Annotated in this window: 22 protein-coding genes and 3 pseudogenes; 18 read left to right on the top strand and 7 right to left on the bottom strand. The window is 63.7% G+C overall.

Going from position 1 to position 15,052, the window contains the following annotated elements; all coding sequences use genetic code 11:
- Positions 1-274 precede the first annotated feature (274 nt).
- From NW75_RS12955 to NW75_RS12880, 15 genes and pseudogenes are all read left to right on the top strand, one after another.
- Entirely contained in the window at positions 275-667 is a 393-nt protein-coding gene (locus tag NW75_RS12955; protein WP_033965610.1) for a hypothetical protein, read from the top strand.
- A 229-nt stretch (positions 668-896) separates the two neighbouring features.
- Positions 897-1,766, top strand: coding sequence for a hypothetical protein (locus NW75_RS12945; protein ID WP_033965608.1), 870 nt, complete (start codon positions 897-899; stop codon positions 1,764-1,766).
- 28 nt (positions 1,767-1,794) lie between these two features.
- Positions 1,795-2,463, top strand: coding sequence for a hypothetical protein (locus NW75_RS12940; RefSeq protein ID WP_033965607.1), 669 nt, complete (start codon positions 1,795-1,797; stop codon positions 2,461-2,463).
- Positions 2,463-2,687, top strand: a complete 225-nt coding sequence (locus NW75_RS25190; RefSeq protein ID WP_033965605.1) for a hypothetical protein — start codon at positions 2,463-2,465, stop codon at positions 2,685-2,687. Before NW75_RS12940 ends, NW75_RS25190 begins: the two co-directional genes overlap by 1 nt.
- Entirely contained in the window at positions 2,684-2,929 is a 246-nt protein-coding gene (locus NW75_RS12930; protein ID WP_033965604.1) for a hypothetical protein, read from the top strand. The genes NW75_RS25190 and NW75_RS12930 overlap by 4 nt, the downstream gene beginning before the upstream one ends.
- Complete coding sequence (locus NW75_RS12925) at positions 2,926-3,240, top strand: hypothetical protein (protein WP_033965603.1); 315 nt, start codon at positions 2,926-2,928, stop codon at positions 3,238-3,240. The genes NW75_RS12930 and NW75_RS12925 overlap by 4 nt, the downstream gene beginning before the upstream one ends.
- Positions 3,237-3,518 (top strand): DUF7940 domain-containing protein, encoded by a 282-nt coding sequence (locus tag NW75_RS12920; protein WP_033965602.1) that lies wholly within the window; start codon positions 3,237-3,239, stop codon positions 3,516-3,518. The genes NW75_RS12925 and NW75_RS12920 overlap by 4 nt, the downstream gene beginning before the upstream one ends.
- A complete protein-coding gene (locus NW75_RS22960) occupies positions 3,508-4,059 on the top strand; it encodes a glycoside hydrolase family protein (RefSeq protein ID WP_052192390.1) in 552 nt (183 codons plus the stop codon). The genes NW75_RS12920 and NW75_RS22960 overlap by 11 nt, the downstream gene beginning before the upstream one ends.
- Positions 4,060-4,083: 24 nt before the next feature.
- Complete coding sequence (locus tag NW75_RS12910) at positions 4,084-4,560, top strand: hypothetical protein (protein ID WP_033965601.1); 477 nt, start codon at positions 4,084-4,086, stop codon at positions 4,558-4,560.
- Positions 4,496-4,729, top strand: a complete 234-nt coding sequence (locus NW75_RS12905) for a hypothetical protein (protein ID WP_156143033.1) — start codon at positions 4,496-4,498, stop codon at positions 4,727-4,729. The genes NW75_RS12910 and NW75_RS12905 overlap by 65 nt, the downstream gene beginning before the upstream one ends.
- A gap of 258 nt (positions 4,730-4,987) precedes the next feature.
- Positions 4,988-5,718, top strand: a pseudogene (gene rutB / locus NW75_RS12900) (pyrimidine utilization protein B).
- Positions 5,719-5,722: 4 nt separating this feature from the next.
- The gene (gene rutC / locus NW75_RS12895; protein ID WP_033965598.1) at positions 5,723-6,106 is read left to right on the top strand and encodes a pyrimidine utilization protein C; all 384 of its coding nucleotides are present in this window, start codon (positions 5,723-5,725) and stop codon (positions 6,104-6,106) included.
- 40 nt (positions 6,107-6,146) lie between these two features.
- Entirely contained in the window at positions 6,147-6,947 is an 801-nt protein-coding gene (gene rutD / locus NW75_RS12890) for a pyrimidine utilization protein D (RefSeq protein ID WP_033965597.1), read from the top strand.
- A 4-nt stretch (positions 6,948-6,951) separates the two neighbouring features.
- The gene (rutA, locus tag NW75_RS12885; RefSeq protein ID WP_033965596.1) at positions 6,952-8,022 is read left to right on the top strand and encodes a pyrimidine utilization protein A; all 1,071 of its coding nucleotides are present in this window, start codon (positions 6,952-6,954) and stop codon (positions 8,020-8,022) included.
- 69 nt (positions 8,023-8,091) lie between these two features.
- On the top strand, positions 8,092-9,408 hold the full coding sequence (locus NW75_RS12880; RefSeq protein WP_171010557.1) for a methyltransferase family protein: 1,317 nt from the start codon (positions 8,092-8,094) through the stop codon (positions 9,406-9,408).
- A gap of 57 nt (positions 9,409-9,465) precedes the next feature.
- On the opposite strand, the gene NW75_RS12875 is transcribed toward NW75_RS12880, so the two are convergent.
- The 4 genes from NW75_RS12875 to NW75_RS27395 all read right to left on the bottom strand — a co-directional run bounded on the left by NW75_RS12875 (position 9,466) and on the right by NW75_RS27395 (position 10,958).
- The gene (locus NW75_RS12875) at positions 9,466-9,825 is read right to left on the bottom strand and encodes a BTAD domain-containing putative transcriptional regulator (protein ID WP_033965595.1); all 360 of its coding nucleotides are present in this window, start codon (positions 9,823-9,825) and stop codon (positions 9,466-9,468) included.
- A gap of 154 nt (positions 9,826-9,979) precedes the next feature.
- Positions 9,980-10,399 (bottom strand): SgcJ/EcaC family oxidoreductase, encoded by a 420-nt coding sequence (locus tag NW75_RS12870; RefSeq protein WP_033965594.1) that lies wholly within the window; start codon positions 10,397-10,399, stop codon positions 9,980-9,982.
- Between the two features lie 134 nt (positions 10,400-10,533).
- A complete protein-coding gene (locus tag NW75_RS27400) occupies positions 10,534-10,770 on the bottom strand; it encodes a hypothetical protein (protein ID WP_269430332.1) in 237 nt (78 codons plus the stop codon).
- The gene (locus NW75_RS27395; protein WP_269430331.1) at positions 10,767-10,958 is read right to left on the bottom strand and encodes an NADPH-dependent FMN reductase; all 192 of its coding nucleotides are present in this window, start codon (positions 10,956-10,958) and stop codon (positions 10,767-10,769) included. The genes NW75_RS27400 and NW75_RS27395 overlap by 4 nt, the downstream gene beginning before the upstream one ends.
- A 188-nt stretch (positions 10,959-11,146) precedes the next feature.
- Here NW75_RS27395 and NW75_RS28275 point away from each other — a divergent pair.
- Both NW75_RS28275 and NW75_RS26570 read left to right on the top strand, forming a co-directional pair.
- Positions 11,147-11,401: pseudogene (locus tag NW75_RS28275) on the top strand (HVO_A0114 family putative DNA-binding protein); the annotation flags it as partial.
- 31 nt (positions 11,402-11,432) lie between these two features.
- Positions 11,433-11,621 (top strand): hypothetical protein, encoded by a 189-nt coding sequence (locus tag NW75_RS26570; RefSeq protein ID WP_052192389.1) that lies wholly within the window; start codon positions 11,433-11,435, stop codon positions 11,619-11,621.
- Here the strand turns inward: NW75_RS26570 and NW75_RS12855 are convergent.
- From NW75_RS12855 to NW75_RS25185, 3 genes are all read right to left on the bottom strand, one after another.
- Positions 11,618-12,991 carry a glutamate--cysteine ligase gene (locus NW75_RS12855; RefSeq protein ID WP_033965593.1) on the bottom strand — a complete coding sequence of 458 codons (1,374 nt, stop codon included), beginning with the start codon at positions 12,989-12,991 and terminating at the stop codon, positions 11,618-11,620. The genes NW75_RS26570 and NW75_RS12855 overlap by 4 nt on opposite strands.
- Before the next feature lie 63 nt (positions 12,992-13,054).
- Positions 13,055-13,795 (bottom strand): 16S rRNA (uracil(1498)-N(3))-methyltransferase, encoded by a 741-nt coding sequence (locus NW75_RS12850; RefSeq protein ID WP_033965591.1) that lies wholly within the window; start codon positions 13,793-13,795, stop codon positions 13,055-13,057.
- Between the two features lie 47 nt (positions 13,796-13,842).
- The gene (locus NW75_RS25185; RefSeq protein WP_033965590.1) at positions 13,843-14,001 is read right to left on the bottom strand and encodes a hypothetical protein; all 159 of its coding nucleotides are present in this window, start codon (positions 13,999-14,001) and stop codon (positions 13,843-13,845) included.
- 129 nt (positions 14,002-14,130) lie between these two features.
- Here NW75_RS25185 and ubiA point away from each other — a divergent pair.
- Positions 14,131-15,048, top strand: a pseudogene (gene ubiA, locus NW75_RS12840) (4-hydroxybenzoate octaprenyltransferase).
- Positions 15,049-15,052 lie beyond the last annotated feature (4 nt).

Below are 15,052 nucleotides of genomic sequence, written 5' to 3'. Positions count from 1 at the left end.
GCCGCGCTTCCCGCATCCGTCACCTATGCCGAGAATGGCGTCACCACGAGCTTTGCCGTGCCATTCCGCTTCAAGGCGGCGGGGGACCTGATCGTGTCGCGGATCGCCGCTGGGGTGGAAACGGTTTTGGCGCTGGGCACGGATTACACCGTCACCGGTGGCGATACCGATGCCGGGGGCACCCTGACACGGCTTGTCGCGACCAACGGCGCATCCCTGAAGATCACGCGCTCGACCGCGCGAGTGCAGCCGATGCAATATACAAACGGGGGGTGTGTTCCCGGCGAAAAGTCACGAGGAAGCGCTCGACCGGCAGATGCTGATCGGTCAGGAACAGGACGATCAGCTAACCGATGTGAGCAGCCGGGCACTGATGTTGCCGCCGGGCGAAAGCGCGCCCGATCTGCCGCCCGCCAGCCAGCGGCTCGGTGGCGGGAAGATCCTTGCGCCCAACCCGGACACTGGCGCGATCGAGGTGCAGCCGATCGACACCGCCTATCAGGGGCCGCCCGGTGAGGCCGACAATAGCTATTCGAGCCTGGTTGCGTTCCGAGCCTCGGACGTGACGCGCAAGGTAGCATCGCTGGTCGGGTGCCGGGCATTCCAGACGCGCGATATTATTTCGAACGCGGCGCAGGTCCCTATGTCGAGAACCTGCCCCATGTGATTAAGGCTGACAGCACTAGGCTCGATGAAGGGGCATGGGTCCGCCAGAAGGGCAACGCCATCGGTTACCAGTGGGCCGGCACCCCGACCGATGTCGATAGCGCCCTGCGAAACCTCCCAACGCTGCTAGACGCTTTTGCGAAGACGACCCAGACACAGATCATCGCGGGCACTGGACCGGAGATCTGTCGACAGCAATCCGTGCTGCGGTCCAGGGAAAAGATCATTTCGTGATCCCGCCCGGAATCTTCCCTTTCAATGGTGATATGGTCGAGATCACTACCCCCGGACTCGTCGTCCACGGCATGGGCGGCGTGCTGAAGAAGATGGGGGGCACCGGCTCCGATGGCGTCGGTATTCTCGTTTCCACCCACGCCCAGCTCATCAATATGCACATCGACGCCACCGTTCCGAACCCCACGTTGGGCAGCAACTTCAATGATTTGGTGCAGGTGAACTTCACGCCTGCGACACCGTCGAGCCGGGTCTTGATCCAGAACTTAAAGGCCAAGGGCTCCTCCTCGAACGTGCTCGTGCACCGTGGTGGCCTCTTGGAGGTCGATGGTCTCTTCGCCTGGAATACATACGCAAACGGCCTCCAGCTTGTCGCGTCTAATATGTTCGGCCGTCGCATTCGGATCTATACGACCGTCACGCAAAACGGCATCTTCGCCACCTCGTCGGGCGGTAGTCTCGACACTGGCGACGTCATCAGCAACGTCCATCTTGAAGACGTATACATCGAAAACTCTGCGGATACCGGAATCGAATTAGGTTATGGCTGCCACGACTGCACCGCGACCAACTTCATAACGGTGAATTGCGTGAATCCCGGCGCATTGGGGCGGGACAACCAGCGTTGCACCTTCAGGAATGGGCGCATCTACGCACCCGCCTATTCAGATCAGATCAGCAGTTACAATGCCGTTGCGATGGTGCCTTATTTCCGGGGGGCAAGTTACGAAACTGGCAGTTCGTTTGAAGACATCGAGGTTATTGGGCCATGCAAGGTGGCAGCGTTTTTATCTCGGTCAATCTGCGGTGCGGGTCACTGGGCTAAAAGCCAATGCATTTGCTCCAGGTACTGCCCCGGCAACTGACGGAAGCAACCTTTTAGGCGCTGGGCTGATGCTCGCAGGGGACGTCAGCAAGGTTTACGCTCGCGGAGTCGTTGATGGCTATTCAACAGGGTTCACCGCTACATTTGACGGTGCCCCGCACGCCTGCTCGGGCCTTGATGTAGACATCAAGGCAACCCGCGTCGACACCGCAGTCAGCCTCTACAACATCGACGCGCGCGAGACTACGATACGCTTGGCACCCGGATCGTCCTACCGAACTCTAGCGATCAAGCTTGCTGAGGCCAGTCTTATACCCTCATCCTCAGTCCAGAACCGCCGGGTCACCTTCGAGAATCACGCGAGGCCGGACGCCATAACCTTTACCTCTCCGCCCGGCGGAGACTTTGATACCAACGGCGGCCAGCTTCTGTTCCCCGGCGGTCGGTTTGTACCGGCACCAGTGGCGGTGGACGACTTCTCACCGGTGCTGACGCAAGCCTACGCGATCGGAATCTACACGGTCATGAACATGACGACCAACAAGACGGCGACGTTCGTGGTCGATGGTGGATCGGGGCTCAGCCTTAAACTAAAAGGCGATGCGAGCTTTGGTGACGATTCCAGCGCGACGGGCATTCGCCTTGTCTTTGTTAGCGGAGCGCTTGGCTTCCAGCAGAAGGACACCGGTGCAACATCGGGCATCTGGCTCAAGATCACCGGATCAGGAGTGGCATAATGTTCAAGATATGCGTCACCGATGCTGACACTAGCGACAACCTCTACTGGGATGGTGGAATGTTGCGCCGAAGTCCCGAGCGCGGGCTCTCTTTCTCCTCCGAAGGGGGTGCGAGGGCCTACCTCCAGAAGGATTTCAACGATCCGAGTTCCCCGGTTCATCCGCAGCTATGGGACGATACGACGGTACCGCCGACCGAGCGGTTTGAGATAGTGCCCGCGTGAGCGCACAAGTGCCGCGTGCTCCGACATGGAAAGACTGGTGGGCACCCGCAGCGATCGTGATCACGCTGATCGGCGCGACGATGACAGGCGGCGGCTACCTCAACGAGCTCCAACAGCACGAGCGCCGGATCACGGCCCTCGAAGAGAGCAATAAACAGCTCAACATGATCAACGAGCGAACGGCCAGAATCGAGGCCAAACTCGAAATGATCGCGCCGCCAAAATCCGGACCAATGCCATGATCGAGGGCGGCGTCATCCTCTGCCTCGTTGGTTTCTTGCTGGCGCTGGCAAACCCGGTCGAACGGGCGATCGCGCAGCGCCGCTATGCCCAGGTCGGGGCATTCGAGGACACGTTGCGCGGGGCGTTCCCGCTCCATCCGCCGACGCCAGCGTTCGACGATCTCGTCTCACGCGCCGAGGCAGCGCTGGAACAGGACGCCCTTTCGCGTGGCATCCGCGCCACTGCGGCGACGTACGACCAAGCCTCCGAAGGCGATGCCTGCCGGGACTTACCCCACACACTATCCCGTACCCGAAAGGAAATCCGATGACGCTGCTCGCAAAGTGGCGCGCCTGGTTGTGCGCGCGTCTCATCGATGACTGGCACCGCGCCTATACCTTCTCCTCGATCCGGCTCGCCGCGATCGGCGCGCTGATCGAGACGTTCGTGCAGGCCTTTCCCGGCACTGCGTCGGAAGTCTGGAATGCGATGCCGCAGGATCTGCGCGCGCTGCTCCCGTCGTGGCTGACCGGATCGTTCCCGATCCTGCTGCTGGTCGCGATCGCCGTCGCGCGCATCACCCGCAAGGTGCCGACCGATGGCCAGTGAACCGCGCAAGCTGACCCCGGCCAGCAAGGTCGGTGTCGGCGCTGGAATCGGTGCGCTGATCGCCGCAGCCGTCACACTGGCGCTTCCCGGCACCCGCGCTGCCGAGGGCACCGTCTATCACGCCTATCAGGATAGCGGCTCGGTCTGGACGATCTGCAGCGGCCATACCAGAGGCGTCCGTCCGGGCATGACGGCAACCAAGGCGCAATGCGACGCTTGGCTGAAGGCCGATCTTACCGAAGCGACCAGCGAGGCGGTGGCGATCACGCCAGAACTGCTTTCCGGCCCGGTGTCGCTGCGCGGGCAAGCCGGTGACTTCATCCTCAACGGCGGCGCTGGTCACTGGCGCGGTTCGCCGATGGCGCGCGAGGCGGCGGCGCATCGCTGGCGCGCGGCGTGCGAGGCGTTCCGGGGGGTATATCGTGCTGTTCCGTCCACGCGGTGCGGTGCCGAAGCGATATGCCTGCAAGCGGTCGACCAAAGGGGTCGTCTATTGCGCCGCGCCCGGCCTGGTGAACCGGCGCGAGAAGGAACGGCGTGACTGCCTGGCGGGAGTCGCCGGCGCATGAATATGCTGAGCGAGGCCGAGCAACTGGCCGAGGACGCCTTGCCGCAGGTGCGCGCCGCCAACTGGGTTTTCCGCGTAATATTCGCCCTGGCTGTCGCCGGGGCGATCGGCGCGGCGTTCTGGTGGGTCGCGATCCGCCCGGGCCAAATGGCGGCGAAGGTTGGTCAGGCCAAGGTCGACGCCTCGCTGGGACAGGCCACCGGCGACATCGCCACCGCCGCGATCCCACAAATCAACGATGCCACCCGGCAAAAGGTCGAGGTGGACGTACAGGTCCAGAAAGGACAGATCGATGTTCGACAAGCGCCCGATGCAGGCGTGGCGGTGCATGGCGTCGCTGATGCTCTGCGCCGCAATCTCTGCCTGTATGACGACCTCTACCGTGCTGACCCAGGCTGCCAGCCCGTGCATGAAGATCCTGATGGCGTCGGGCCTGCTGGATCCAACGCCGGGGGCACCGCTCACCCTGATTGATGGCTCTGCCGGTGGTCTGGGCGCGCACGATGTCGCGCAAACGGGCCAGCTCGTGAAAGCCAATATCGACAAGCGCACCGCCGTGAAGCTGGGCAGTAGCTGCGATGCCGAGTGGACGGCGGCGCTGGCAAAAGCAAAGCCGCGTGCGCGGTTCCTGGGGATTTTTTAGGGGGCCAATCCATTCCGACCGAAACGGCAATATCCGCATAAGTCGGAATTTAAATGCAAGCTAAGTCGTTGATTTGTGGCGTCTGCTAAAACTTGGAAGGCTGCTGTACTACCATTGTACTATACCCGCTCGCCGGCTGCGCGCGCTGCTGCGGCGATCTGCCCCGGTTAGCGTGGGTAAAGCCGGTGCGCAAGATGCGGCCCTTGCACTTGTGCGACATCCACGACAGGATCGGACGCTTTCGCGAGGGAGTGTTGCGTGGCCGACGATCAGACCGTGATCTGCCCCGGCGGGGATGGCGACACGGCGGTGACGCTCCCGGCCCGGCCCGAGGCGTTGCGGCTCGCGCCCGAGCATACCGCCGTCGTGGTGATCGACATGCAGAACGCCTATGCTAGCAAGGGCGGCTATGTCGATTTGGCGGGTTTCGACATTTCGGGCGCGGCGGGGACGATCGGCAAGATCGCGACGGTGCTCGATACGGCGCGGGCTGCGGGCGTGCAGGTGGTGTTCCTGCAAAATGGCTGGGACCCCGAGTATCGCGAGGCGGGCGGGCCGGGCTCGCCCAACTGGCACAAATCGAACGCGCTGAAGACGATGCGCCAGCGCCCCGAACTGGCGGGCACTTGCTGGCGCGCGGTGGGTGGGATTATGAGATCGTCGATGCGCTGACCCCGCAACCGGGCGACCTTCGCGTCCATAAGACGCGCTATTCGGCGTTCTTCAATTCGCAGCTGGATTCGACGCTGCGCTCGCGCGGCATTCGCAACATCGTGTTCGTCGGGATTGCCAGCAACGTCTGCGTCGAGAGCACGTTGCGCGATGGCTTCCATCTCGAATATTTCGGAGTGATGCTGGAGGATGCCACGCATCATCTCGGCCCGCCCGAAATGCAGGCGGCCAGCGTCTACAATGTCGAGAAATTCTTCGGCTGGATCAGTACGGCCGCAGATTTCTGCGGGTCGTTCGGCCAGTCGCCCAAGGAGTAGGTTCATGCCCTTCGAAGCGATCAATCCCCCGCAATTCCCGACCCCGATCGCGCCGTATTCGGCTGGGGCCAAGGCGGGGAATACCGTCTATGTCTCGGGCGTGCTGGCGCTTGGCGAGGGCGGGGCGGTGCTGCATGTCGGCGATGCCGCCGCACAGACGCGGCATGTGCTGGACGTTATCAAGGTGACGCTGGAAGCGGCGGGCGCGACGCTGGAAGATGTCGCGATGAACCACATCTTCCTGAAAGACCTGGCCGATTATGCGGCCTTCAATGGCGTGTATGCCGAATATTTTCCGGGCGCAAAGCCTGCGCGCTACTGCATCCGCGCCGATCTGGTGAAGCCGGATTGCCTGGTGGAAATCGCCTCGGTCGCGCATCTTGGTTGAGATGCTCGGCACGCCATCGCTGTCGATGCAAGGCTGAATCATGCCGCACGCCGCAGGCCTGTATTACGAGACCCACGGCAGCGCCGCTGCGCCGCCGCTCCTCCTGTCGTCGGGCCTTGGCGGCTCGGCGAGCTATTGGGCACCCAATATCGCGGCGCTTGCCGAGCGCTATCACGTCATCGCCTATGACCATCGCGGGACTGGCCGCAGCGATCGCGCTTTGCCCGAAACGGTGTCGGTCGAGGACTTTGCCGCGGACATGCTGACGCTGCTCGACACGCTCGGCGTGGCGCGCGCGACGATCGTCGGCCATGCCGCGGGCGGTGTGGCGGCGCTGGCGCTGGCGCTGTTGGCACCGGAGCGGATCGACAAGTTCGTCGTGGTCAATGGCTGGGCGTCCCCCGATCCGCATTTCCTGCGCTGTTTCGACGCGCGGCTTGCATTGCTGCGCGATAGCGGTGTGGAGGCGTATCTGCGGGCGCAGCCGATCTTCCTGTATCCGGCCAACTGGATTTCGGCGCATCACGCGGCGCTGGAGGCGGAACTGCCCGCGCAACTGGCGCAGTTTCCGGGCGTCGCCACGATGGAAAAACGCATCGCCGCGCTGGCCACCTTCGACATCGCCGATCGCCTGCGTGAGATCCACCGGCCAGTGTTGGTCGTGTGTTCGGATGACGACATGCTGGTGCCGTCCAATGCCGGGGTCGCGCTTGCCAACGGTTTGCCGATCGCGGGTTTCTGCCGGGCGGAACATGGCGGCCATGCCGTCAACGTGGTCGATCCGGATGCGTTCAACAGCTTCGTGCTCGCCTGGCTGGCGGGCGAAATCGCGGAAGGGTAACACCATGCAAGTCGGCGTCTTCGTCCCCATCAACAACAATGGCTGGTTGATTTCCGAAAACGCTCCGCAATACCTGCCGTCGTTCGATCTCAACAAGACGATCGCGCAATCGGCGGAAAAACACGGGCTCGACTTCCTGCTGTCGATGATCAAGCTGCGCGGTTTCGGGGGCAAGACCGAATTCTGGGAATATGGCCTGGAAAGCTTCACGCTGATGGCGGGGCTGGCGGCGGTGACGGAGAAGATCAAGATCTTCGCGACCTGCCCGACGCTCATCATCCCGCCCGCCTTCGCCGCGCGGATGTGCAACACGATCGATTCGATCAGTCATGGGCGGTTCGGGCTCAACCTCATCACCGGCTGGCAGCCGCCCGAATATACCCAGATGGGGCTGTGGCCCGGCGACGAGCATTTCCGCAATCGCTACACGATGCTCGATGAATATGCCCATATCCTGCGCGAATTGTGGGAAACCGGCGAGAGCGACTTCAAGGGCGATTATTATCAAATGGACGATTGTCGCGTCCGCCCGGTGCCGAGCGGCGACATGAAGATCATCTGCGCGGGCTCCTCCGATGACGGGCTCGCTTTCTCGGCGAAATGGGCGGATTATGCCTTCTGCCTGGGCAAGGGGGTGAACACGCCGACGGCGTTCGCGTCGAACAATGCGCGGCTGGCGGCGGCCACCGCAAAGACTGGGCGCGACGTGTCGATCTTCGTGCTTGTCATGATCATTGCCGCCGAAACCGATGAAGCGGCGATGGCGAAGTGGCAGTCCTATAATGACGGTGCCGATCTCGAGGCGATCGCCTGGCTGGCCGACCAGGGCGCGAAGGACACCCACAATAAGGACACCAACGTCCGCCAGCTTGCGGCACCGGAAGGGGCGGTCAACATCAATATGGGCACGCTGGTCGGCTCCTATGCCAATGTCGCGCGGATGCTCGACGAAATGGCAGCGGTGCCCAATACCGGCGGTGTGCTGCTGACCTTCGACGACTTCGTCGAAGGCGTGGAGGCATTTGGCACGCGCATTCAACCGTTGATGCAATGCCGTGCCGGGGTGGGGCGATAGCGGACTGCCGCCAGTCGCCGGGATTGTCCTTTACGCATCGCTAACCCTTCCTGCGCTACGCCGCCTGCGATGTTTCATGACACTGCCCTCGCGCGGGCCGCCAAGGCGGCCGATCCCCGCCCGGTCTCGGCGGTCAGCACTGGCTGCGGGTTGGCGGGTCTCGGCGGCCTGTTCCTGTGGGTCGCGATCGCGCGTTATTATGGCATGGACGGGCCCTATGCGGCGCTCGTCAATATCGCGGCCTGCGCGCTGCCGATGGTGCTGTGGGCGGTATTGGTCGACAAGGTCCACCGTCGCGCCTCGACCGGCATTGACTGGAGCACCCCGAAGCCGTGGCGTGAAACGCTCGATGTGTCGCTGACCAAGCTCGCGGGGTTGTGGGCGACCTGGGCGGGCATCGCGCTGATCTATGGCACCGGGCGCTTTTACTGGAGCAACCAATGGGGCGGCTTTCCCTTTGCGATGGCGTGTTTCGGCGTCGCCGCACCGCTGCTGCTGGTCGGTTCGATCCCCTATGTGCTGTGGATCGATCGTCGCCTGGTCGCGCCCAAGGATGGCGCTTGGGCGCTCGGCGCGTGGCTGATGGGGCTCGACGAGCCGATCGACCGTGAGGCGCTGTATAACCATTTGCGCAGTTGGGGCGTGAAGGCCTTTTTTCTGGCGTTCATGCTGGCGGTGGTGCCGCCGGGGTTCGCCGGGTTCATCCACGGGAATGTCGCGGAGGTGCTGCACAATCCGGTGGCGCTGGCCAATTGGTTGATCGGCTTCATGTTCGTGATCGACTGCGCGTTCGCGACGGCCGGCTATATCCTCACCTTCCGTCCACTCGATTCGCACATTCGCAGTGCAAACCCGTTTGCGGCGGCGTGGATGGCGGCGCTGATTTGTTACCCTCCCTTCACGCTGATGGCCGAAAACGGGCCGCTCGATTATCATCCCGGCACCTATGGCTCCGATGGCTGGTCGGTCTGGTTCGCCGGACATCCGGTGGTGCTGGTCGCGATCGGTACGGTGCTGGTCGGTTTGACGGCAATCTATGCCTGGGCGACGGTCGCGTTTGGTTTTCGCTTTTCCAACCTGACGCATCGCGGCATTTTGACGCACGGGCCTTATGCGTTTTCGCGCCACCCGGCCTATCTGTCGAAGAATTTGTTCTGGTGGATTTCGACCGTGCCCGTGCTGACGACGGGCTCCTGGCTCGACGCGGTGCGGGCGACGATCCTGATGGGGGTGGTCAGCGGAGTCTATTATTGGCGTGCCAAGACCGAGGAGCGGCATCTCGGGATGGACCCGACGTATCGCGATTATTCGGAATGGATCGAGCGCAACGGGCTGGTGCCGCGTTTCTTCGCCTGGGTTGGCGGCAAGCGCACCGTCCGGGTCTAGCGCCGCGCGGTTTCGGGGCATCCGAGGATGCCCCGAGGGTCCGCAGTGTTCAGGCTATCAGCGGGAAGAGAGCTGCACCGGGCGCGCGGCCGCGCGGGCAAGCACGCTGTCGGCAATCTGATGCGACCAGATCGCGTCGCCCGTCGGCGTTTCCAGCATTTCATTGTCAAGCGCGCGGGCGCGACGGAAGGCGACCAGTGCTTCAGCCGTGCGTCCACTGCGCAAATACGCGGCGGCCAGTTCGATATGGCGTCCGCCATCATCCGGGTTGAGCCGAACCCGTGTCTCCAGCGCCGAGATGGCATCTGCATTTTGGGCAGCAGTCTGCGTTGACGGTGTCGCTGCCGTGGGGTTCGCCACTGCCGGTGCCGACAGCGGCGCCAGGACAAGCAAGCTCAAAGCGATCATTTTGGTCATGGGATTCATCCTCTCACCGAGTCATTCGGTTACAGAATGATGACACTTATGAGGCACTTTTGTGAAGTGGTATTTTTGGATGAGAAAAAGGCCCGGCTTTTCCCGCCGGAAAGCCGGGCTAAACCATTCAAAAAGCACAATACGCCTCGGAAAGTCAGTCCGCGCGCAAAGTCTCCTTGCCGGTCGTCGGATCGGCGAGGGTGACATTTTCGGCTGCCTGGATGCGCCAGTCGCCATCGCGGCGCGTGGCGATCGCGAGGATCAGCGTGTCGGCGACATGGGGGCCAGCAGGATGCGCGGCCCCAGCGGTGAGCCGAGTCCAGAAATGCAGGATGGCCGCGTCCTCCCCGACCCAATCCACATCCGCCGGATCAACCCGTAATACCGAGTCGCTGTAAATCGTCTCATGGATGAAGCGGTGTCCGGCGACGATTTGGTCGATCCCGCGCCAATACATCGCATAGCGGTTCACGAAGGTGGCATCCGCATGGAAGAGCGCGCCAAACGCGACCATGTCATGCGCGTTCCAGGCCGCTTCAAAGTGCTCGGTAATCCGTTCCGGATGATCGACCATGTTCGTTCCCCCAAGGTGTAACACCAAGGACGATCATACCGCGTTGATGTGACATTTTGACAGAAATAATCATCGTTGCGTGAGGCTATTCCATCACGGTGACTAACGCCGGTCGTTCCTCTTTATGCGGTCGTCTACTGGGTGTTCGCAGTGCGCGCGCGGGACAGTTCGGCCAGTGCCGCGCGCACGTCCTCAATATGTCCGGCGAACGCCTCCGCAGGGTCGATCTCGCCCGAATTGGCCTCGATCTGCGTCCGTGACAGGCGCAGCGCGGGCCGCGCAGCGATCGGCCGCATCCCGATCCCTTCGCACACCTCCTGCAACTGCGCCGCAGCCTTGCCCCCGCCATGCCCGCCATAAGATACGATCATGACCGGCTTGTCGGCCCATTCGCGGTAGAGGTGGTCGATCGCGTTTTTTTTAGAGCTGCCGGATAACCCCAATTATATTGCGGTGTGACGAAGATAAACGCAGCCGCGCTGGCGATCTTCCGGCTCCATTCGAGGGTCAATGCCGAGGCGTAGCTGGCGCGCTGCGGCATTTCCGCCTCATCATCCATCGGCAACGGCCAATCGCGCAAATCGACGACTTCGAAGGTGTCGTCGTTTTTGCGACCGGCCCAGCGTGGCGATCCATTGCGCAATCTGCGGGGAGATCCGGCGGGGTCTTACACTGCCGGCGATGACGAGCGTGGGGGATGCGTGTATCATGCAGCCTTTATGCCACTTTGGAGGCTTGAGGTAAAGAGTGTATAATACAGCTAGTATCGATACCGTCGCTCGCGCGCTCGTTGATCTGCTGGGGTTTTTCAGCAGCCCGCAGCGCGTGGACCTGTTGCTGAAAGAGGCGGGTGTGGTGCTCGACCGCGCGCTGGTGCCGCTGTTGGTGGGGATCGCCACGCGGGGCACGCTGAGCGTGGCGGCGCTGGCCGATCAGGTGGGGCGGGACTCGACGACGGTTAGCCGCCAGATTGCGAAGCTCGAACAATTGGGCCTTATCGCAAGATCCCGGCGAAACGGACCGGCGAATCCGGATGGTCACGCTCGCTCCCGCGGGCGAGGCGCTGGCGCGCTCGGTTGCGGCGGCGCGGCAGCGCTTGCTGGCGCGCGCGCTCGCCGCCTGGAGTGAGGATGATTTGGCCGACCTTGGCCGCTTGAATGCGAAGTTCGTGGAGTCGCTTGCCCACGCCGCGCAGGCAGGAAGCGAAGCAGAGCGCGGCTAGAACCGCAGCTCGTCATACACTTTCGACACGTCGCCGTTCCACACGCCGTGATATTTCTCCAGCAGCAATTCGGCGGGCACCTTGCCGCTGCGCACGATCTCGCGCAGCGGATCGAGGAACCCGGTTTCGTTGCTGCCGCTCGAATCGATGCGGCCCCGCGCGGTGAGGCCGGCGCTGGCGATGTCGATCACTTCACCCGCGATCGCGCGCAAGGTGCGCCCGCCTGCGATCGGTGCGTCGAGCCCGAGCTTGGGCACTGCATCGCGCAGCGCCTGGCGTTCCTCGATCGTCCAGTGCTTGACCACATCCCACGCCGCATCGAGCGCACCCTGATCGTAGAGCAGGCCGACCCACAGAGCAGGCAGTGCGCAAATCCGCCCCCACGGGCCGCCATCGGCCCCGCGCATTTCGAGAAAGGTCTTCAGCCGCACTTCGGGGAAGGCGGTGGAGAGGTGGTCATTCCAGTCGTCGAGCGTCGGCTTCTCGCCGGGCAGGACCGACAATTCGCCCTTCAGGAAATCGCGGAAGGACAGGCCCGCAGCATCGAGATAGCGACCGTCGCGATAGACGAAGTACATCGGCACATCGAGCGCGTATTCGGTGTAGCGATCATATCCAAAACCGTCCTCGAACACGAACGGCAACATGCCGGTGCGCGCGGGATCGGTGTCGGACCAGATGTGGCTGCGGTACGACAGCATCCCGTTGGGTTTGCCCTCGGTGAAGGGCGAATTGGCGAACAAGGCGGTGGCGAGCGGTTGCAGCGCCAACCCGACGCGGAACTTCTGCACCATGTCGGCTTCGGAACTGTAATCGAGGTTCACCTGGATCGTGCAGGTGCGCAGCATCATGTCGAGGCCCATGCTGCCGACGCGCGGCATGTGGCGCAGCATGATCGCATAGCGGCCCTTGGGCATGATCGGCAGCTCGGCGCGGGTCTTGTCGGGCCACATGCCGAGGCCGAGGAAACCGATGCCGAATTTGTCGCCGATCGTCTTGATCTGCTGCAGATGCCGCCCGGTCTCGGCGCAGGTCTGGTGCAGATTTTCGAGCGGGGCACCCGACAGTTCGAACTGGCCGGCCGGTTCGAGGCTGATCGATCCGTCGGTGCCGTTCAGCGCGATGACGTTGCCGCCTTCCAGCACGGGTTCCCAACCGAATGCGGTCAACGCGTCCAGCAAATCCCGAATGCCGCCCTTTTCGGTGTAGCTCGGCGCGTGATGATCGCTATCGGCATAGACGAACTTCTCATGCTCGGTGCCAATCCGCCAGCGATCGGGAGCCTTCTCGCCCCGCGCGAAGCTGGCGACGAGCTGGTCGCGCGATTCGATCACGGGAGAGCTCTTTTTGGTTTCGGGGCGCGTGGTCATGATCGCGCCTTAGCGCCGCCTGAGGCCGCCCGCCAGCGCGTTTCGTTTAGCTACCGATGCGCCTCACCAATCGCCGCGCGCGGCCATCCACAGCGCGACCGCCGCCGCCGCTGCCGTGTCCGCGCGCAGAATGCGCGGGCCCAGGCCGATGGCGACAGCACTTGGCACGGCTCGGATCGCGGCGCGTTCGTCATCGTCGAAGCCGCCTTCAGGACCGATCAGGATCGCTGCCGCACCACTTGCCGCGCGCATTGCTGCCAAAGCGGGCGCACCGCCAGTTTCGTCGGCGAAGAACAGCGCGCGGTCTGCGGGCCAGTCGCGCAGCAGGGCGGACAGCTTCACTGGCTCGGTCAGTTCGGGCACCGCCGTGCGACCGCATTGTTCGGCCGCCTCGATCATATGCGCGCGCAGCCGCTCGCCATTCAATCGGTCGACGATCGTGCGGCGGGTCAGCACCGGCACGAGGCGCGCGACGCCAAGCTCGCACGCTTTCTCGGCGACCCAGTCGATCCGACCTTTCTTGATCGGGGCGGCGCACAGCCACAGGTCGGGCACCGTCTCGGCCTCGCGCAGCTTTTGGGTGACGTCGAGCATGAGGTCGCGCTTGCCGACACTGGCGGCGACGCCCAGCCATTCGCCCGATGTGCCGTCGAACAGCTTGACCGGATCGCCCGCTTTCATCCGCATCACGCTGACCAGATAGTGTGCTTGCGGGCCATCGACGCGTAGCGGGCCGAGGCCGAGCGGTGTCTCGACGAACAGCCGCGGGGTCGATTGCGGGGGCCAGGCGGGGGTGGCGGGCATCGCTGCGCCTTAGAGCAGGGGCGTGGGGCCTGGCAAATCGGCGGCGTTCACTTGCGTCCCTGCCACAGCGCCCGCAGCGCCACGGCGAACAGGGCAAGTCCGACCACCCCCAGCAGCGCCCATCCCGCCATTACGCCGACGCCGCGCGCCACCGCCCACAGCAACGCCTCGAAGAACCGCCCGATCGCGACGGAGAGATGGATCACGCTGCCCGCCTTTGGGAAAACTGCGCCCTTATTCGGGTCTTGGCACCGCTATCGGCGCGGAGCGTGGCGAAGTCGAGGCTATGCGCGCCGGGGCTGTTGCGCGGCCGCTGGCTGGTGCATGGAGCGCGCATGACTGCTGCCGATCTTACCCCCGATACCGAACATCGCGGCCTTGTCGGCCTGTTGCCCGCTGCGGTGCGCCCGTTTGCGCTGCTGGCGCGATTCGATCGACGATCGGGTGGTGGCTATTGTTCTGGCCGGGGGGCGTGGGGCGTCGCGCTGGCAGGCGGGGCGGTGTCGCGCTGGGATTTGATCCTGTGGCTGCTGCTCGGCAGCATCGCCATGCGCGGCGCGGGCTGCGTGTATAACGACATTGTCGACCGCGATCTCGACCGGCAAGTGGCGCGCACTGCCGCACGACCTTTGGCGAGCGGGGCGGTCTCGTTGAAGGCGGCATGGGTGTGGCTGGCGGTGCTGTGCCTGCTCGGGTTGCTCGTGCTGCTGCAACTCACCCTGTATGCGGGCGTGGTCGCGCTGCTGAGCCTTGCCCCGGTCGCTGCCTATCCCTTCATGAAGCGCATTACCTGGTGGCCGCAAGTGTGGTTGGGCCTCGTCTTTTCCTGGGCGGCATTGGTCGGGTGGAGCGACATCATGGGCGCGCTCACCGCGCCCGGCCTGCTGCTCTATGCCGGGTCGATTTGCTGGGTGGTCGGCTATGACACGATCTACGCGCTGCAGGACCGTGAGGATGATGCGCTGATCGGGGTGCGCTCCTCGGCGCTGCGGATGGGCGCGCGGGTGCGGTTGGGCGTCGGCCTGTTCTATCTGGCGGCGCTGGTGCTGTGGGCGGGGGCGATCTGGGTGTTGCGGCCCGATTGGCTGGCGCTGGTCGCATTGCTGCCGGTGGCGGGGCATTTCGCCTGGCAAGTCGCGACCCTGTCGCCGGATGATGGTGCGGGGGCGCTGCACCGCTTCCGCTCCAACCGCTTTGCCGGGTTGCTGATGTTTCTCGCCTGTGTGGTGGTGGGCACGCCCTGGCCCTATTGATCGA

This window comes from Sphingomonas sp. Ant H11 (assembly GCF_000797515.1).
In the GTDB taxonomy this organism is placed as follows: Bacteria; Pseudomonadota; Alphaproteobacteria; order Sphingomonadales; family Sphingomonadaceae; genus Sphingomonas.
Note: the sequence above shows the minus strand (reverse complement) of the source record. Positions and strands in the feature narration are given on the sequence as shown.